The 19,097-nt window shown below is 39.8% G+C and carries 14 protein-coding genes; 13 read left to right on the top strand and 1 reads right to left on the bottom strand.

Annotated elements, in window-relative coordinates; genetic code table 11:
* Window positions 1-99 precede the first annotated feature (99 nt).
* The 3 genes from jag (at window position 100) to mnmG (ending at window position 4,602) form a co-directional block, all read left to right on the top strand.
* Window positions 100-897: an RNA-binding cell elongation regulator Jag/EloR gene (jag, locus tag AYR53_RS02995; RefSeq protein WP_068225925.1), complete on the top strand. Its 798-nt coding sequence runs from the start codon at window positions 100-102 to the stop codon at window positions 895-897.
* A gap of 253 nt (window positions 898-1,150) precedes the next feature.
* Window positions 1,151-2,542: a tRNA uridine-5-carboxymethylaminomethyl(34) synthesis GTPase MnmE gene (mnmE, locus tag AYR53_RS02990; RefSeq protein ID WP_068279482.1), complete on the top strand. Its 1,392-nt coding sequence runs from the start codon at window positions 1,151-1,153 to the stop codon at window positions 2,540-2,542.
* A 152-nt stretch (window positions 2,543-2,694) separates the two neighbouring features.
* Entirely contained in the window at window positions 2,695-4,602 is a 1,908-nt protein-coding gene (gene mnmG / locus AYR53_RS02985; protein ID WP_068279483.1) for a tRNA uridine-5-carboxymethylaminomethyl(34) synthesis enzyme MnmG, read from the top strand.
* Window positions 4,603-4,749: 147 nt separating this feature from the next.
* Here mnmG and AYR53_RS02980 read toward each other — a convergent pair whose 3' ends face one another.
* On the bottom strand, window positions 4,750-5,205 hold the full coding sequence (locus tag AYR53_RS02980) for a MerR family transcriptional regulator (RefSeq protein ID WP_068225928.1): 456 nt from the start codon (window positions 5,203-5,205) through the stop codon (window positions 4,750-4,752).
* Between the two features lie 184 nt (window positions 5,206-5,389).
* On the opposite strand from AYR53_RS02980, the gene AYR53_RS02975 reads away from it, so the two are divergent.
* The 10 genes from AYR53_RS02975 to AYR53_RS02930 all read left to right on the top strand — a co-directional run bounded on the left by AYR53_RS02975 (window position 5,390) and on the right by AYR53_RS02930 (window position 18,933).
* Window positions 5,390-6,859: an MDR family MFS transporter gene (locus tag AYR53_RS02975; RefSeq protein ID WP_068279484.1), complete on the top strand. Its 1,470-nt coding sequence runs from the start codon at window positions 5,390-5,392 to the stop codon at window positions 6,857-6,859.
* Window positions 6,859-7,581 (top strand): DUF4811 domain-containing protein, encoded by a 723-nt coding sequence (locus tag AYR53_RS02970; protein WP_068279486.1) that lies wholly within the window; start codon window positions 6,859-6,861, stop codon window positions 7,579-7,581. Before AYR53_RS02975 ends, AYR53_RS02970 begins: the two co-directional genes overlap by 1 nt.
* A 364-nt stretch (window positions 7,582-7,945) precedes the next feature.
* A complete protein-coding gene (gene glpK, locus AYR53_RS02965) occupies window positions 7,946-9,469 on the top strand; it encodes a glycerol kinase GlpK (protein WP_263850799.1) in 1,524 nt (507 codons plus the stop codon).
* Between the two features lie 22 nt (window positions 9,470-9,491).
* The gene (glpO, locus tag AYR53_RS02960) at window positions 9,492-11,324 is read left to right on the top strand and encodes a type 1 glycerol-3-phosphate oxidase (protein WP_068279487.1); all 1,833 of its coding nucleotides are present in this window, start codon (window positions 9,492-9,494) and stop codon (window positions 11,322-11,324) included.
* Window positions 11,325-11,328: 4 nt separating this feature from the next.
* Window positions 11,329-12,057: an MIP/aquaporin family protein gene (locus tag AYR53_RS02955; RefSeq protein ID WP_068225932.1), complete on the top strand. Its 729-nt coding sequence runs from the start codon at window positions 11,329-11,331 to the stop codon at window positions 12,055-12,057.
* A 222-nt stretch (window positions 12,058-12,279) separates the two neighbouring features.
* Entirely contained in the window at window positions 12,280-14,655 is a 2,376-nt protein-coding gene (locus AYR53_RS02950; RefSeq protein WP_068225933.1) for an ATP-dependent DNA helicase, read from the top strand.
* A 119-nt stretch (window positions 14,656-14,774) separates the two neighbouring features.
* On the top strand, window positions 14,775-15,929 hold the full coding sequence (locus AYR53_RS02945; protein WP_068279489.1) for a hypothetical protein: 1,155 nt from the start codon (window positions 14,775-14,777) through the stop codon (window positions 15,927-15,929).
* Window positions 15,930-16,027: 98 nt separating this feature from the next.
* Window positions 16,028-16,855 (top strand): undecaprenyl-diphosphate phosphatase, encoded by an 828-nt coding sequence (locus AYR53_RS02940; RefSeq protein WP_068225935.1) that lies wholly within the window; start codon window positions 16,028-16,030, stop codon window positions 16,853-16,855.
* A gap of 151 nt (window positions 16,856-17,006) precedes the next feature.
* On the top strand, window positions 17,007-17,261 hold the full coding sequence (locus tag AYR53_RS02935; protein WP_068225936.1) for a hypothetical protein: 255 nt from the start codon (window positions 17,007-17,009) through the stop codon (window positions 17,259-17,261).
* Between the two features lie 283 nt (window positions 17,262-17,544).
* The gene (locus tag AYR53_RS02930; RefSeq protein WP_068226279.1) at window positions 17,545-18,933 is read left to right on the top strand and encodes a C69 family dipeptidase; all 1,389 of its coding nucleotides are present in this window, start codon (window positions 17,545-17,547) and stop codon (window positions 18,931-18,933) included.
* The last annotated feature ends 164 nt before the right edge of the window (window positions 18,934-19,097 follow it).

Here is a 19,097-nt window from a genome sequence, read left to right as displayed (position 1 = left end):
TTTGGTGTCGTGATTTTGCCCAATGAGGATAGAATGACTTCTACAAGGTTTTGTGCATGCATAAAATCTCACTATTAAGAGAACTTAGGAGGAACAAATATGCCGACGTTTGAAGGCAACTCAATTCAAGATGCCATCCAAAAAGGCTTGGCACACATGAAAGTGATCCGAGATGCTGTGACAGTTGAAGTTGTGTCTGAAGGTAGGAAGGGCTTTTTTGGATTAGGTCGAAAGCCCGCAATTGTTTCGTTAGAATTGATTACTACTAAATTAAAGGCTGCACAGTCAATAACTAAAGAAAATGAACCCAAAGTTGAAAAAAAAGAACCAGTTTCAAAGCCCAAAGTAACAGTTGAATCTTCGAATTCAGTAACGCCTAAACCCAAAAGTAGGCAACAATTACAAGTGATGACGCCAGAGCATAAGCAGCAAGATAAAAAGGCCTTAGACGGCGTGCGTGCTTATTTAATGGCAATTACTAAACAGATTCCAGCGACGGCTACTATCAATATGCAGCGGGCCCCACGCAATCAGTTAACGTTTCACCTGGTTACTAAGCAAGAAGGTTTATTAATTGGACACCACGGTAAAACAATTAACGCCCTGCAGTACCTGGGTCAAGTATATTTAAATCATCAGGCTCACTCCAAGTTTGCGTTATTACTTGATGTGGGGGACTATCGTGAACGGCGAACGGGAATTTTACAACGATTGGCCGATAAAACGGCCCGCGAAACGATTGCGACCGGAAAACCAATTATGTTAGACGCAATGCCGGCTTTTGAACGTAAACAAATTCATGCTCACCTAGCCGAAAATAACTACGTAATAACGCACTCAGAAGGCGATGAGCCGCATCGCTACGTGGTTGTCTTACCAAAGAAAGAACCGTTTTAAATCTGCTTTTGTTGGATGGGTTTAAAAAGGACACTATTCGAATATTTCTTGGAATTAAGCGCGCTTAAACTTAGAATAATGCTAACAAGGCGTTGACAAATTAAAAGTAAGCATTTATATTAGTGCTAATAAAACATTCTTATCTTATTGAGATGAAGTAGTCAAAGTGCTTTATCACGGCTTATTTAGGTCGTGGTGTAGGCGCTTTTTTTATGGGCAAAAATAAGGTATTAGTTAAAAAAGGGGTATTAGTATGGCAAATACAACTAGTGAATTTGATACAATTGCTGCTATTTCGACACCACCGGGCGAGGGAGCCATTTCGATTGTTCGTTTATCCGGTGAGCAAGCAGTTGAAGTTGCTTGTAAGGTTTTCAAGGGAAAAGACTTGCATAAAGTTGCCAGTCATACGATTAATTACGGGCACATAATTGATCCTAAAACACATGCGGTGGTTGATGAAGTAATGGTTTCGGTCATGCTAGCACCCAAAACTTACACCCGTGAGGATATTATTGAGATCAATACGCATGGCGGGATTGTTGCCACTAATCATGTTCTGCAACTTTTATTAAGTTACGGTGCGCGCATGGCTGAACCAGGTGAATTTACCAAACGTGCATTTTTGAACGGGCGCATTGATTTGACACAGGCTGAATCAGTAATGGACCTAATCCGGGCTAAGACAGACCGCGCAATGCAGGTAGCTGTTGATCAATTGGATGGTAGTTTATCCCATTTAATCAAAGGGATTCGTCAGGATATTTTAGATGCCTTGGCCCAAGTAGAAGTTAATATTGATTACCCGGAATACGATGATGTTGAAACGGTAACAACTAAAATGTTAGTCGAAAAGGCAACGATGGTTAAGCAACGAATTGAGGATTTACTAGCCACAGCTAACCGGGGCAAGGTTTTGCGTGAAGGATTAGCCACCGCCATTGTCGGTCGCCCTAACGTCGGTAAATCCAGTCTTCTAAACCATTTATTACATGAAGATAAGGCGATTGTAACGGATGTTCCTGGGACAACGCGGGATGTGATTGAAGAATACGTTAACGTTCGGGATGTACCGCTAAAGTTAGTTGATACTGCTGGTATTCGCGCCACTGAAGATAAAGTTGAGAAGATTGGTGTCGAACGTTCACGTAAAGCAATCACGGCCGCTGATCTCGTTTTGTTGGTCCTGAATAATAGCGAGCCTTTAACAGATGAAGATAATGAATTATTGGCAGCAACTAGGAATAAAAAACGATTAATTATTTTAAACAAAACTGATTTACCCGTTAAATTAGATGATCAAGAATTAAAACGACAAGTTGCGGCTGAAGATATTATCGCCATTTCGGCGCTGACTACAAATGGGATTGATAAATTAGAAGAGCGCATTGCAGACTTGTTCTGGGGTGGCATCGAAAATAGTCAGAGTAATACACTGGTAACCAATGCCCGGCAAATTGGTTTACTTAATCAGGCCGATCAAGCACTTGATGATGTTTTAAAAGGAATTAATGATGGTATGCCAGTTGATCTAGTTCAAATCGATATGACGCGCTGTTGGGATCTACTCGGTGAAATCACAGGTGATTCCTATCAGGATGAACTCTTGAATCAGTTGTTTAGCCAATTTTGTTTAGGAAAATAAGCGCGCTTGAATTGGCGCTTAATTAGAAGATTTAATGATAATTATTGTAAATAACTAGTCGTAATTATGAAGGATAGTTGAGTGACTTTTATCCTACTCACTGCTATTAAATTCATAATGATACGCGACTTTACGAATAAAGGAGTTATGTTATGAAGGTTCAAGAATACGATGCTCAAGATTATGATGTCATTGTTGTAGGTGCAGGTCACGCAGGCAGCGAGGCCGCTTTGGCTGCAGCACGAATGGGCAATGAAACGTTATTGTTAACGATTAATTTAGATATGGTTGCTTTTATGCCTTGTAATCCATCAGTTGGTGGTCCGGCCAAGGGAATCGTTGTTCGTGAAATTGACGCGATTGGCGGTGAAATGGCGCATAATATTGATAAAACTTACATCCAAATGCGCATGCTAAATACTGGTAAAGGACCGGCAGTTCGAGCTTTACGCGCTCAGGCTGATAAGCACGCTTATCACCGAGCAATGAAGGATACAATTGAACGGACACCACATTTAACTCTGCGGCAGGGAACTGCTGATCGGTTGTTGGTTGAAGATGGTGCTTGCGTAGGAATTGTTACTAATACAGGGGCACGTTATCACGCTAAAAGTGTTGTCCTGTCAGCAGGGACCGCTTCACGAGGAAAGATTATTATTGGCGAATTGCAGTATGCTTCTGGTCCTAACAATTCGCAGCCTTCTAATGAGTTATCCGAAGATTTACTTAAACAAGGTTTTGCTTTGACTCGTTTTAAAACAGGAACACCACCACGAGTAGATGGTACAACGATTGATTATTCGGTAACTAAGGAACAACCTGGTGATAAAGAGGTTAATCATTTTAGTTATGATACGCCTGATTCGGTATACTTAAAGGATCAGATTTCATGCTGGTTAACGTACACTAATCCAACTACGCATCAGATTATTCGGGAGAATTTAGATCGTGCGCCGATGTTTTCTGGTGTCATTAAAGGGGTCGGTCCTCGTTACTGCCCGTCAATTGAAGACAAAATTGTTCGTTTTGCTGACAAGAGCCGACACCAGCTTTTTCTTGAACCAGAAGGTCGGGACACGGAAGAGTGGTACGTCCAAGGCTTTTCGACGTCAATGCCTGAAGAAGTTCAACAGAAAATGTTGCATTCAGTTGCTGGCCTAGAGCACGCTCAGCTAATGCGACCAGGTTACGCCATTGAGTACGATGTTGTTGAACCTTATCAATTACGCCCAACTTTGGAGACCAAGGTTGTTAAGAATCTTTTCACTGCTGGACAAATGAATGGAACCTCAGGTTATGAAGAGGCGGCCGGCCAAGGCTTAATTGCCGGAATTAACGCTGGTTTACGTGCCAAGGGAATTGAAAAACCCTTTATTTTAAAACGAAGTGACGCTTATATTGGTGTTATGATCGATGATTTAGTGACCAAGGGAACTAATGAGCCTTACCGGTTATTAACTAGTCGTGCCGAGTACCGTTTGATCTTACGTCACGATAATGCAGATTTACGTTTAACCGAAAAAGGCCACGAGCTTGGTCTGATCTCCGAGGAACGTTACGCTAAATTCTTAAAAAGACGAGCGGCGATTGAAAATGAACTAGCGCGCTTAAATAGTGTTCGTGTTAAGCCTAGTACCGCCGTTAACGCCTTTTTAGCAGAACATCAAGCGGCGCCATTAAAAGATGGCGTTTTAGCAAGTGAATTCCTTAAGCGCCCAGAAGTAACTTATAAGGATTTGGTTCAATTTATACCGGCCGTAGAAGGAATTGATCGGCGTGTGATCGAGCAAGTTGAAATACAGGTTAAGTACGCTGGTTACATTAAAAAGGCCGAAGCACGTGTTGAGAAGCTTAAGCGAATGGAAGCTAAAAAGATTCCAGCCAACATTGATTATGATGCTATTAGTGGTTTAGCCACTGAAGCTCACCAAAAATTAAAAAAAATACAGCCTGAGACGATTGCTCAGGCAACAAGAATTAGTGGGGTTAATCCAGCCGATATCGCTATTCTTTCCGTTTATATTGAACAAGGAAAAATTGCTAAGGTTGATGCTGGTTAAAGTAAAAAAGAAATGAAGTGGGACAAAAGTCGGTTTTGGCTTAGCTGTAGTTTGGCATGTGAACTCAGACTTTTGGCGCACATTCTGGAGTAATGCTCGAAAATATTAATAGGCTAGACAGAAGTCCTAGCCTATTAATATTGCTCACTAACCTAGTGGAATGTCCTGAACTTCATCTGGATTCAAAAGTTTAAAGTAAGTTTCAGATCCATTGATGACACCGTAAAGTTTTTTTGTTTTAGTTCCATCAAAATAACCAAGATCTAAGGCATCATGTCCGTCAACAATGGAAATACCCTTTAATTGACGACGCATAAAGCGATGAAATAACGAAGCCTGTTTGGTATACTGTGAAACTTTGGATACGGCGGCTTGAAGTGTATAGCCTTCATCTAGATAGTGTTTAATACTTAAAACTGCGATTACTGTTTTAAAGTCATACTGCCGCGCCTTACCATCTTCCTTTGTTAAAGGATGAATATAACCGCGCTTTTCCCAATAGCGTAGTTGGCGTGTCGAAACCCCTGTCATTTCACTAATCTGACCAATTCCAAAAATTAAATTGTCCATTGATAACATAGATTTTTTTAGATCAAAACTCATACTGTTCACCTACATTTTCCGTGTTAGAACCCTTAAGTCGTTAAATTAACCTACAATGACATTGATTATAACAACCTTAACGTCATTGTCAACTTTATTAAAACTATTGTCAATTTACTTGACAACTAAATTCAAAGGTATTATAGTCATTCTCAGTACTTTTTATGAAAGAAGGCCTTGAAACATGGCAAAGAATCAACCAACTGACGCAAATGGCAAGCCATATAACCGTAACTTGTTACTTGCAACAGTCATCATCGGAACTTTTGGAACTGTTTTAACGCAGACATTACTTGCAACTGCTTATCCAACCTTAGAAAAGGCATTTAGTGTTTCAACGTCGACCGTCCAGTGGTTAACAACTGGTTTTACATTAGTTAACGGAATTATGATTCCGATTACTGCGTGGTTGATTAATCGTTTTAATAGTAAATACTTATATATTAGTGCAATGACGATATTTACGATCGGAACTTGGATGTGTTACGTGGCACCTAACTTTTCAATCCTGCTTTCAGGGCGCCTAGTTGAAGCCGTGGGTGTTGGTATTTCAATGCCATTAATGCAGACGCTGGCACTTTCAATTTTTCCACCAGAGAAACGTGGGGCGGCCATGGGGGCTACTGGATTAGCAATTGGGCTAGCACCAGCTATTGGGCCGACGCTTTCTGGCTGGATTATTGATACCTACAATTGGCGGGTCCTTTTCGGAATGATCTTACCAATTTCTATTCTTGTTATTATTGCCGCATTCTTCTTTATGCGTAAAGTTTTGGAAACAAATAAAACTTCCTTAGATGTTCTTTCCGCAGTTTTATCAACAATCGGTTTTGGATCGTTATTATACGGTTTTTCCGAAGTTGGCGATAAAGGTTGGGGTAGTTCCATCGTTGTTTGGGGCTTAGCTATTGGGATCGTGTTTATTGGACTCTTTGGCTGGCGTCAATTAACCATGAAGAAACCTTTCTTGGAACTACGTGTTTTTAAGTCATCTGAATTTACGATTGCCACAATTTTGTCATCAGTTGTTATGATGGCCATGGTTGGGGCAGAAATGGTATTACCTTTGTATATTCAAACGGTTCGTGGTGAATCGGCCTTCCATTCTGGATTAATCCTATTACCAGGTGCCATTATGATGGGGGTAATGAGTCCTGTTACCGGCCAACTCTTTGATAAAATCGGTGCCAAACGTTTGGCAATTGTTGGGATGACGCTTCTTACAATTGGAACAATTCCATATATGGGCTTAACGCAGTCATCACCTATTTTAGTTGTTTCATTATTCTATGCCGTTCGGATGTTTGGTATCTCAATGGTTATGATGCCAACGACAACGTCTGGGATGAACGCATTACCGTTTAATATGATTAGTCAAGGTACTGCCGTTAATAACACTGTTCGGCAGGTTGCCAGTGCAGTTGGGACTGCTATTTTAATTAGTGTCTTATCTAATCAAACAAGCAATTCAATGCCAAGTAAGCATGTTTTACACGCAACACCGTTACACTATAAGACTGGTGCAATTAATGCTGTTTTGACAGGCTATCATTCAGCCTTTCTAGTCGCCGCAATTTTCTGTGTTATAGGTTTAGTTATTGCCTTCTTCTTGAAAGATAAGCGCGGTGCTACCGTAACAGGAGGTGACAAATAATGATAATTGTATTAATTATTGTTGGTGCCATTTTATTTGCAGTTTTCACAATTGGACTTAAAAGTGGTTGGCTACGTAATGTTTTAATTGTTTTGGCACTTGCCATTTTGATTTGGCCAATTGCATCAATATCTGCAACGGATAATAATCATTATGGTATGAAAGAAAAAACAACGACCACTGAAAAATCAATTGCTTCGGCAGCTGATATGAAGGGTGCTAATATCAATATGCTACTTTACCAACCATTAGGTAATGGTAAAGAAAAAGTCTATATCTATAAGACTGATAAAACGCAGAAGAAGCCAACAACAACCCAAGCAGATGAAAAGACAACCAATAAGGTAGTCAAATCTGGAAGTACAAAAACGGCGAAGTTGGTTACTAAGACAACGCATTATGTATTCAAAAATAATTTCTTTAAAGCAATGTATGCCGGTTTAGATGCTGATAATCAATACAAAGAACGAACTAATACGTTTAAAGTTGGCAATAACTGGTTAGTTTTAAGCACTAAACAAGCAAAGCAATTACAAAAACAAGCGACGGCAGCCCAGAAACAGATGAAGACTGCGATTGAAACACAGGTCAAAGAAGCAATGACAAAAGATCCAAGTATGTCTAAGAGTCAACAAAAGGCTCTAACACAACAATTAGAACAAAAGGCTCAGCAACAAGCACAACAACAAATGATGCAAAAGTTACAACAAATGCAAAAATAAGTTACGTGTACTGAGCAAAAATTGACCAATGAATTGCGCTAAATTAAATTTTAGCGCAATTTTTTTTGTGCCTAAAATTCAATTTCGCTAAATAGTGGTTGGAAAATTAGTTGAATTATTGGATAAGTTAACACCAAAAAGTAATTTAGTAACAACTTTTTTAATTCACAAACGGAAATTTTTGAAGTCAATTAATTAATTTTAAAAGGATTTTAATTGCCATAAGGTATAACTAAATTTTGCACAAGTAAAAATTTATACGATAAGTCAGCATATTAATTCACAATTACCCGTTAGGAGATTATGCTTATAAAGAATATTATGTTAGCGTTTTACTACTTAAAAAAGATTGGAGTGATTTATTTTGGCAAAAGAAGCAACTTATATTATGGCGATTGATGAGGGAACAACAAGTACCCGGGCAATTATTTTTGACCAGCAAGGTAATAAAGTAGCGGATTCGCAGCGTGAATTTCCGCAGTATTTTCCTAAACCTGGTTGGGTGGAACATAATGCTAACGAAATTTGGAACGCAGTATTATCGACAATCGCGAATGTTTTTATTGAATCTGGCGTGAAGCCGCGGCAAATTAGTGGTATTGGGATTACCAATCAACGGGAAACAACGGTTGTTTGGGATAAGCAAACGGGCTTACCAATTTATAACGCCATTGTATGGCAATCGCGGCAAACATCTTCAATTGCGGATAAATTACAGGCTGATGGTCACGCTGATTTAGTGCATAAACGGACTGGCCTAATTATCGACGCCTATTTTTCGGCAACAAAAATTCGTTGGATCTTAGACCACGTTAAAGGTTCCCAAGAACGTGCCGAAAAAGGTGAGTTACTTTTTGGTACGATTGATACGTGGCTTCTTTGGAAGTTAACTGGTGGTGAAAAACACATCACTGATTATTCTAACGCTAGTCGAACAATGTTGTTTAACATTCACGAGCTACACTGGGATGATGAAATCCTCAAACTTTTAAATATTCCTAAGGTGATGTTACCTGAGGTTCACCCAAATTCAGAAGTTTACGGTAAAACTAAGGATTACCATTTTTATGGTAGTGAAGTTCCGATTGCCGGGATGGCCGGGGATCAACAGGCCGCACTTTTTGGGCAGATGGCGTTTGAACCGGGAACGGTTAAGAACACTTACGGAACTGGTGCTTTTATTGTGATGAATACTGGTGAACATCCACAATTATCCGACCATAACCTATTAACAACGATTGCTTACGGCATTAATGGTAAAGTTTATTACGCCTTAGAAGGAAGTATTTTTGTGGCCGGTTCGGCAATTCAATGGTTGCGCGATGGAATGAAACTGATCCAAACAGCACCGGAATCGGAGAAATTAGCGGCGGCCTCGCATAATGATAATGAAGTTTACGTTGTTCCTGCCTTTACTGGTTTAGGGGCGCCTTACTGGGATTCAACGGCCCGCGGCTCTGTTTTTGGTTTAACGCGTGGAACGACCCGTGAGGATTTTGTTAAAGCAACTTTGCAGTCCGTTGCCTACCAAACGCGAGATGTTGTCGACACGATGAAATTAGATACTAAGATTGATATTCCGTTATTAAAAGTAGACGGTGGCGCTGCTAAAAATGATATTTTGATGCAATTTCAGGCTGATCTGTTAAATATTCCAATTCAGCGCGCTCATGATTTGGAAACAACTGCTTTAGGTGCAGCTTTCTTAGCTGGGCTGGCAGTTGGTTACTGGAAGGATCTCGCCGACTTGAAGCAGCACTATACAGAAGGTGAAATGTTCCAACCTAAAATGCCTGCCGATGAACGAGAAAATCTTTATGAAGGTTGGCAAGAAGCAGTTGCAGCAACGCGGAAGTTTAAACACCGTCCCTTGAAACACAACGACTAAATAATAAAGGAGGTCGCTCACGATGGCATTTTCATTAACAACGCGTAAAGAAATTATCGATCATTTGCAAAGTGAAGCTTTAGATTTATTGATTATTGGTGGTGGTATTACTGGTGCTGGTGTTGCCATTCAGGCAAGCTCAACGGGAATTAAAAGTGGCCTGATTGAGATGCAGGATTTTGCTGAAGGGACTTCTTCGCGCTCAACTAAATTAGTTCATGGTGGGATTCGCTATTTAAAAACTTTTGATGTTGAAGTTGTCTCCGATACCGTTAAAGAACGGGCGATTGTTCAACGAATTGCGCCGCATATCCCGCGGCCTGACCCGATGTTATTACCGATTTATGATGAAGCCGGTGCAACTTTTAGTTTGTTTTCGGTGAAAGTTGCAATGGATCTATATGATCGGTTAGCCAACGTTACGGATCCTAAATATACCAATTACACAATTTCAAAAGAAGAAGTTTTGAAGCGTGAACCGCACCTAAAAGCAGAAAATTTGCTGGGTGGCGGTGTTTATCTTGATTACATTAATAATGATTCACGACTTGTTATTGAAAATATAAAAAAGGCTCAAGAAAATGGCGGGTTAATGGCCAGCCACGTTAAGGCCTTAAAATTATTACACGCTGAAGATGGTAAAATTAATGGTGTTCACGCCAAAGATCTACTGACTGATCAAGAATTTGATATTCACGCACGCTTAGTGATTAATACCGCCGGACCGTGGTCTGATTTAGTTCGTGAATTAGATGATCAGGAAAAAATCATTCCACAAATGCGGCCAACAAAAGGGGTACATTTAGTTGTTGATGGCACCCGGCTCCCTGTTCCACAACCAACTTACTTTGATTCAGGCGATCAGGATGGGCGAATGATTTTTGTTATTCCCCGGGAGGATAAAACCTATTTTGGAACGACTGACACGGACTACCAGGGGGACTACGCACAGCCGACTGTCACCAAAGAGGATGTTGATTACTTACTTGCGATTGTTAATAAACGTTACCCCATGGTTAATCTAAAGCTAGCCGATATTGAGGCTAGTTGGGCCGGTTTACGTCCACTAATTGCTTCTAATGGTAGTTCTGATTACAACGGTGGTAATTCAGGTAAAATCGCTACAAAGAGTTTTGATCAAGTTATTGAGGTTGTTAATGCTTATGAGAACGCTAAGGCAACAAAAGAAGATGTCGAAAAAGTATTGAATGATTTAGAAGTGACACTTTCAGAAAGTAAATTAAGTCCATCCTCAGTTTCTCGTGGTAGTTCATTAGCAGTTGCTACGGATGGCTTGATTACTTTAGCCGGTGGTAAATTGACTGATTACCGCAAGATGGCCGCCGGTGCATTAGCACTAATCACTAAGTTACTAAAGGATCAAGAACATGAAACATTTAATCCGATTGATTCTAAAAATTTACCAGTTTCTGGTGGTGACATTGATCCAGAAAATGTTGTGGCGACGTTAGAATTCTTTGCCAAACAAGGTATTGATGGTGGCCTATCTAAGGCAGAGTCAATGACGATCGTTAATCTTTATGGTTCTAATGCAGCGCGTGTGTTTAGCCGAATCGGTGAATTAAAGGCGGCACCTGGTTTGAGTTTAGGTGAAACGCTTGGATTACACTATGCACTAGAAGAAGAAATGACGTTAACGCCAGTTGATTATCTGCTTAGGCGGACTAATCATATTCTTTTCCACCGTGACACGTTAGACGATGTTAAAGTTGGTGTTAGCAACGAAATGGCCCGCTACTTTAACTGGTCGACTGCCAAAAAAGAACGGATGATTAAACAATTGGATACTGCGATTGCAACTTCTGATCTTCGCGATCTGAAAGCTGAGGGGTGACATTATGCCAAAAGATAGTTTAAGTTTACAATTATTAGGTGAGTTTATTGGAACCTTTATTTTAGTTTTATTAGGTGACGGGGTAGTAGCCGGTGTTTCTCTAAAAAAATCTAAGGCCGAAGGTAGCGGTTGGATTGCAATCTCCCTAGGTTGGGGATTTGCGGTAACGCTGGGTGTTTATGCATCAGCCTTTCTTAGCCCGGCGCATTTAAATCCGGCTGTGTCAGTGGGAATGGCTATGGCTGGACAATTTCCTTGGGCCCACGTTATTCCGTATAGTCTGGCACAAATTGCCGGTGGTTTTGTTGGTGGGGTTATTGTTTGGTTACATTATTATCCGCACTGGAAAGAAACTAAGGATCCAGCAACAACGCTGGGTATTTTTGCAACTGGACCAGCGATTCGAAATTATCCGGCAAACTTTATTAGTGAAGTTATTGGGACCTTTGTTTTAGTTTTTGGTCTACTGACCTTTACACGAGGAGACTTCACTCAGGGACTAAATCCACTTGTTGTCGGTGTATTAATTACCGCCATTGGTTTATCGCTTGGTGGAACAACTGGTTACGCAATTAATCCCGCTCGAGATTTAGGGCCACGGTTGGCACACGCAGTCTTGCCGATTGCCAATAAGGGTGGTTCCGATTGGGCGTATAGTTGGGTGCCAATTGTAGGACCATTAGTAGGTGGCCTAATTGGGGCAATTTTATTTAATTTAATTCCACTGACTTAATGTTTGAACATTGATCGTGAAATACAGGAGATAAAAATGCTACTTATATAAATGGTTAAAAGGATAGAAGCAAGTCACGGTAAGTTTTATTTTACCTTGATTTGCTTTTTTTATTATGTAAATGGATAAACACTAGTTATAATGATAGCTTTCAAGCACATACTATTTTGGTTGCCACTTAATTGGTTTATAATAGGACAATTGAAATGGGGGAGTGGCCTGATGACGACTAAAATTGGTGTTCGTGAACTAGTAGAATTTGTTTTGCGCTCTGGCGATTTAAATGCACGCCAAAATAGCCAGAATACGGCCGCCCAAGGTGCAAGAATTCACCGCCAATTACAGAAAAAACACGCGGCCGACAATTACCAACGAGAAGTTTATTTAAAAAGGACAGTACATATGAACGGCCAAGACTACGTGATTGATGGCCGGGCTGATGGTATTTATCAAACGGATAAACAAAATTACCGGATTGAGGAAATTAAAACGTCGGATAACGATTTCGGTGAACTAACGCCGAATACGTTGACACTTTATTGGGGGCAGGTTAAAGTTTACGGTTATTTTTTGATGGAAGATCAAAATCTGGACGAAATTACGCTGCAATTAATTTATTATCAAACAACGACGGAACAAATTACGCAAACAGATAAAACTTTTACGAAAAAAGAATTAAAAGATTTTTTTCAATCCTTAATCGATGATTATGAGTTTTGGTTAGTTTTACGTGAGGAGTGGCACCAAAAGCGTAATGCAAGTATCAAACAGGTGACCTTTCCTTTTCCGGAATACCGCGCCGGCCAACGCGAGTTAGCAGTGGCCGTTTACAAGACGATCGTATTGCAGAAACGACTTTTTGTGGAGGCGCCAACTGGGACTGGTAAAACTATTTCAACTCTTTTTCCGGCTGTTAAAGCACTAGGTGAGGATAAAATTCAGCGCGTTTTTTATTTAACGGCTAAACAAAGTACCCGCCACGTGGCAGAGGAGGCGGTTCAACTACTAAGCCAACAAGGGCTACAGTTAAAAAGTATCACTTTGACGGCGAAGGATAAGATTATTTTCCCTGAAGAAGTCGATGTTGCACCGGATAAAAATCCGTATATGCTAGGTTACTATGATCGTTTAAAACCAGCACTACAAGATTTGTTGGAAAATGAAAATCAACTAACACGAACAGTGATTGAAACCTACGCACGCAAACACCAACTTGATCCATTTGAATTTTCGCTGGATGCGTCATTATTTGCCGATGTTATTATATGTGATTATAATTATCTTTTTGATCCCATTGTGTACTTGCAGCGTTTTTTTAGTGAACCAGATAAGGATAACTTTTTCTTGATTGATGAAGCGCACAATTTAGTTAGTCGCTCCCGAGATATGTACTCGGCAGAATTAACGAGTGGCGCAACTAGTCAATTAATTCAACTAGCGAAAGAAGATCATTTCGCAATTGAAAAAGATAATTTGGTTAAGCAAACGCGTAAATTAAAGCGGTCGTTTACCGCTGTAACAAAGGAATTACGTGATACTAAGCGCGCTGAAGAAACAAGCCAAGCGCCACTGGATAAATTTAATAACAGCCTTAATCATTGGTTAGAATTTATTCATGATTGGTTACCACAACAGCCAGACAATTCTTTTACAACCGCCGTTTTAAATCTATATTTTAGTGGCCTAACTTATTTAAAAATTGCTGATTTATACAACGAGACTTACCAAACGTTATTGCAGTATGACGAAGCAACTAAATTAAGTACGATTAAACAATTATGCCTAGATCCCAGTGCCTTTTTAGATCAATCCTTAAAAAAAGGTGCTGGTGCCGTTTTATTTTCGGCAACCTTATCGCCAGTTGATTATTATCAGGAGGTGCTAGGTAACGATGAAACTAGTCTAGCTTTCCAATTACCTTCACCTTTTTCAGCAACTAAACAAGCGATTATGATTGCCCAGTACGTTCAAACAACTTATCAAAAAAGAGCGGCCAACTTAACTAAAATTGTTATGAGCTTAGGCCAATTGATTCAAGGAAAAAAAGGTAATTATTTATTCTTTTTCCCTTCTTATTCGTACCTTGAAACTGTCTACGCTGCTTTTCAAACGGCCTATCCAGATATAGAGTTAACCAAACAGGTGTCCGCCATGACTGATTTAGAACGGCAAAGTTTCTTGGCCCAATTTAAAGAATCGCCAACACAATCGTTAGTTGGATTTTGTGTACTAGGTGGAATTTTTGCAGAAGGAATTGATTTAAAAGGAAGTCGCTTAATTGGTGTTGCGATTGTGAGCGTTGGGCTACCAGGACTCTCAACTGAGCGTAATTTAGTGCGCGATTATTTTGACCATAAAAATGGTGCCGGTTTTCAGTATGCGTATCAATTACCAGGAATGAACCACGTCTTGCAGGCCGCCGGGCGATTGATTCGTGGAAGTAAGGATGCTGGGCCAGTGTTGCTGTTAGATCAACGTTTTGGAAGTAGCCGCTATACAAAACTTTTTCCAAGTCATTGGCAACGCTATCAGCGTGTTCATACATTAGAGCAGTTATCTAAGTCGTTACATGATTTCTGGCAGAATAATCAAAGCTGAAAGGTTAATTAAATTTCGTATCAATTGATGTTGTTTTTTGTTACAATCGGTTACAATAAAGGCTCAAAGATTTAAAGTTAAGCGCGCTTTTTAAGCGGTGCTAGAAATGAGGTGAGTCCATGAATTCAATTTTAACGGAATTACAAACTGCGCAACGGGAGCATTTATTGATTAACCTTTACCAAACTGCGCATGATGTCATTTATACTGGCTATGTTACCGAATTGAATGAATCAGGGGTAATTATGCAAACTTTTGATGACGCGGGCTTACAGGATGGGCTTGTCTTCTTAGCGTTAAATGTTATCGAGGCGGTTGAGTTTGATAGTGACGATCTAGACAGCATGGCCTACCGAATTCAAAATGCACAACAAGCGCACTTTGTGACTTCATTGCAAGCACCATTTAAGTTTACCGGGCAGCAAGATCTACTACCGCAATTAATTCAGCAGGCGATTAAGCGGCAAACGATGGTACTGTTGGTTTTAAAAGACCGTGATATGTATTTGGAAGGAACGATTCAAGCACAGACCTCTGTGACCATTGATTTTCACGTTTTTGATAAATTTGACTATACTAACCAAACGATATTATCGTTCACAACAGAACAGATTCAAGTGATTGAGTTTTTGGGGAAGGAACTGACTTTAGAGGGAGCGTTAGTTAAATCTAATTTAGTTCACCAAGCAACTAAGCAGGAAACGACTACATTGGCAATAGTGGCCACACTACATCAAGCACAGAAAAGGCACCAGCTAATTTCACTGAGTACTAGCGATGATGATGATCTATTTTTTGTGGGTTGGGTCAACACCTTAACAAACACCAGTGTGGTAATTAATTTGGTCGATATGAACGGCCAATTTGGTGGGTACGTCCTGATGCAATTAGAGACGCTGCAACAAGTAACCGAAATTTCCGATTATTTACAAACGATTGCTTTTTTTATTCGGCGTAATGTGCTTTTTAAGCAGCCAGTGTTAAACGATGAACGACTTTTTGATCCAACGGTTGATCTATTCCAGACCGTTTTACAGCAGGCGCAGTATTTTAAGCGAATTATTCGGGTTAAGCTGATCAATGAAGATGAAGGTTTAGTTGGTGTTCCCACTGATTTAAATGCAGATCAATTAACGTTTAAGATATTGGCCAGCGATGACGAGGAAGATCTTGATACGGTTGCAGTACCGTTAGTGGCTATTAGCGAGATTGCTTTTGATTACATGGACGCTTATTTATTGGAACAAGAATTAAAAGCGACTGGGGATCTGTAGAAATTACTCGTAATCAGCGATTGAGATTGCTATAATAGGTGAGTTACCAGACGTGAGCGTTGCGTGTTGACTGATCAATTATAAAGGAGTTTTAATCATTGTTGAATATCATTAAGGCCGTTATTTTAGGTATTATTGAAGGAATTACAGAATTTCTACCAATTAGTTCCACGGGCCATTTATACTTGGCAGATGAATTTGTTCGTTTAAGTGAATCAACTGCATTTATTAACATGTTTATGGTGGTTATTCAATTAGGCGCGATTATGTCGGTCGTTGTTCTCTATTTCCATAAGTTAAATCCACTGTCACCGCGAAAAAATAGCCAAGAAAAGCGGCAAACGTGGGTACTTTGGGGAAAAGTAATTTTAGCCGTTTTGCCTTCAGTAATCATTGGTTTGCCGTTAAATGATTGGATGGAAGAACACTTAACCAGTTGGCAAGTTATTGCAACGACGCTGATTGTTTACGGGATTTTATTTATTATTATCGAAAATCATAATAAAAAAACGACGGCTAAATATACTGACTTAAATCATTTGCCAATGAACATTGCATTATTTATTGGGCTGTTCCAGGTATTGTCAATGATTCCAGGGACATCACGTTCAGGGGCCACAATTTTAGGTGCCATTTTAATTGGGACTTCACGTTACGTTGCAACTGAATTTTCATTCTTCTTGGCGATTCCGACGATGTTTGGCGCCTCGTTACTAAAAATTGCTAAGTACTTTATGCACGGTAATACATTTACGGGAATGCAAACGGTAGTTTTGTTAACGGGTGTTGTTGTGTCCTTTGTTGTTGCTTATCTATCAATTAAATTCTTACTGAATTACATTAAGAAAAATGATTTTAAGGCTTTTGGTTGGTACCGAATTATTCTTGGGGTAGTTGTAATTGCTTACTTTACGCTATTTGCTTAGTTTAAACACGACCGAGGTTTAGAGAACATCAGCAAAAATAATTCGGGATTATTTCCCGGGTTATTTTTTTAGGTCGTGTATATTTCTTGGCTTGGTGAGGGTACCTTGTTATGGTTAGGATAATGATAAAACTATTAAACGAGGTGATTGGATGGCTTTAACGGATGAATTTTTAACGCGCCGCTTTATGAAGTTTCAGTGTTGGCAATGTCAACATCCAGGAATGGAAATAACGGACAAGACCCCTGCGGGACAAAATGATGATCAATCAACACGCTATCAGATTGAGATGACTTGTCCCCGCTGTCACGCAAAGGACAATTATTTCATCAATGATGGTGAAGAAGGAAAAATTACACCAAGTGAAAAAAGCGGTAATACTGCCGATCCCGAAAACATTCTCTAAATTTTCGGAATAGTACTAAAAAATGATTTTATAGTGCTGCAAAAAAATACTAATGTTTGGCCTAATACCTGTAAATTATTCAGCGGGAGTTAGCGCTAAAATCATTAGTATTTTTTTGATTAAATAGAGTTAATTTTTAAGCTGCTTCGTGGCTAATTTAGTCAAAAAGCGGTAAAATTATTCTTTGTAATTATAGGAATATGACTGACTTTGTTATAGTACCTAATAAATTTGTAAAGGAGCTTCTGTTTTGGAAAAAATTGATCGTGCTTGTACTTCAATTATGGTTGGTAAAGAGGCCAGTTTGGATGGCTCAACTATGATTTCCCGAAATGACGATACATTTCTGCCACTAACACCACAACGCTTTTTAATGCGTCCTGCGGTTAAGAAAACACAGCACATTAAATCTTACTTAAATGGTTTTGAAGCCGAGACACCGGCTAACGCTTATCGTTATCAGGCAGTACCTAACGTTGACCTTAATAAAGAAGGCGTTTATGACGAAAGTGGTTTTAATGAAAAAAATGTTGCGATGAGTGCAACTGAAAGTACTTATGGTAATGAAAAATCTTTGGCGTATGACCCATTAATTGCTGATGGTATGGACGAGGATACGATGCAACAGATGGTTTTGCCGTACATTAACTCCGCTGTAGAGGGCGTTAAGCGCCTAGGTGATTTAATTGGTCAGTATGGTTCGCCCGCTGGTAATAGTGTCTTGTTTAGCGATAAAAAAGATGTTTGGTACATGGAAATCGTGACCGGGCACCTCTGGGTTGCACAACGAATTCCAGATGATGCCTATGCGATTACTGCTAACCAAGTTGCAATTCAGCAAGTTGATTTTAATGATTCAGAGAACTTTATCTGGGCCGATGGTATCCAAGACTACGTTACTGAACACCATCTGAATCCAGACAAGGAAGGCTGGAATTTCCGGCATATTTTTGGAACTAGTAATGAAAAGGACCGGCACTACAATACACCACGTGTTTGGTTTGGTCAGCGTTACTTCAATTCTGAAATTGAACAAGACCCTGAAAGTAGTGAGTTACCATTTATTTGCCATACGAGCCATAAAATTAGTGTTGAAGATATTGAATATATCTTGGGATCACACTATAACGAAACTAAATTTGATCCGTTGGGTCACGGCAACGATGTAGATAAATACCGTTACCGACCAATTGGTTTAAACCGAACACAGAATTCGCACGTCCTACAAATGCGTAATGATGTTCCTGAAGCGCAGGCTGCTATTATGTGGTTAGCAATTGGTTACCCAACTTTCACACCGTACGTGCCATTTTATGCCAACGCAACGGACACTGATCCTAGTTATAGTGAGACACCAGAGAAGTGGGATACTAAGAGTGCCTACTGGATGTACCGGACGGCTTCAATGCTAGTTGAAAGTCATCACAGCAGTTTTATCCAGACTGATCTTGATTACGTTAAGGCCGCTCAAGAACAGCAGCGCCGCTTAATAATCGAAACTGATCGTCAAGCTGAGAAGCTAAGTGGTACGGCCCTGACTAAGTTCTTAACGGAACAAAATTATTCAATGGTTGAAGATATGCGTCAACGTACGATGACCTTGATTGGCGAACTAGTTATGCAAGGAATCGATTTATCTAAACTTACCTTTGATATGGATAAAAATTTATAGATTAGTTGTAGTTAGGCACGTGAACCCAAAATCGTCTTTTGGTGCACGTTCTAGAGCAACGTTCGAAGACAATAAGCGGCTAGGACTTTTGTCCCAGCCGCTTATTTTTTATTGCTAATTTATGAAAGCGTTTGAAAAAGCAATGAAAGTCCGATAGAATAGAT

The organism is Loigolactobacillus backii (assembly GCF_001663675.1).
Classification (GTDB): domain Bacteria; phylum Bacillota; class Bacilli; order Lactobacillales; family Lactobacillaceae; genus Loigolactobacillus; species Loigolactobacillus backii.
This window is presented reverse-complemented; position numbering and strand designations above follow the sequence as displayed.

Coding starts and splice junctions, on each gene's coding strand:
- jag (WP_068225925.1), top strand. CDS start 100: ATGCCGACGTTTGAAGGCAACTCAATTCAAGATGCCATCCAAAAAGGC.
- mnmE (WP_068279482.1), top strand. CDS start 1,151: ATGGCAAATACAACTAGTGAATTTGATACAATTGCTGCTATTTCGACA.
- mnmG (WP_068279483.1), top strand. CDS start 2,695: ATGAAGGTTCAAGAATACGATGCTCAAGATTATGATGTCATTGTTGTA.
- AYR53_RS02980 (WP_068225928.1), bottom strand. CDS start 5,205: ATGAGTTTTGATCTAAAAAAATCTATGTTATCAATGGACAATTTAATT.
- AYR53_RS02975 (WP_068279484.1), top strand. CDS start 5,390: ATGGCAAAGAATCAACCAACTGACGCAAATGGCAAGCCATATAACCGT.
- AYR53_RS02970 (WP_068279486.1), top strand. CDS start 6,859: ATGATAATTGTATTAATTATTGTTGGTGCCATTTTATTTGCAGTTTTC.
- glpO (WP_068279487.1), top strand. CDS start 9,492: ATGGCATTTTCATTAACAACGCGTAAAGAAATTATCGATCATTTGCAA.
- AYR53_RS02955 (WP_068225932.1), top strand. CDS start 11,329: ATGCCAAAAGATAGTTTAAGTTTACAATTATTAGGTGAGTTTATTGGA.
- AYR53_RS02950 (WP_068225933.1), top strand. CDS start 12,280: ATGACGACTAAAATTGGTGTTCGTGAACTAGTAGAATTTGTTTTGCGC.
- AYR53_RS02945 (WP_068279489.1), top strand. CDS start 14,775: ATGAATTCAATTTTAACGGAATTACAAACTGCGCAACGGGAGCATTTA.
- AYR53_RS02935 (WP_068225936.1), top strand. CDS start 17,007: ATGGCTTTAACGGATGAATTTTTAACGCGCCGCTTTATGAAGTTTCAG.
- AYR53_RS02930 (WP_068226279.1), top strand. CDS start 17,545: ATGGTTGGTAAAGAGGCCAGTTTGGATGGCTCAACTATGATTTCCCGA.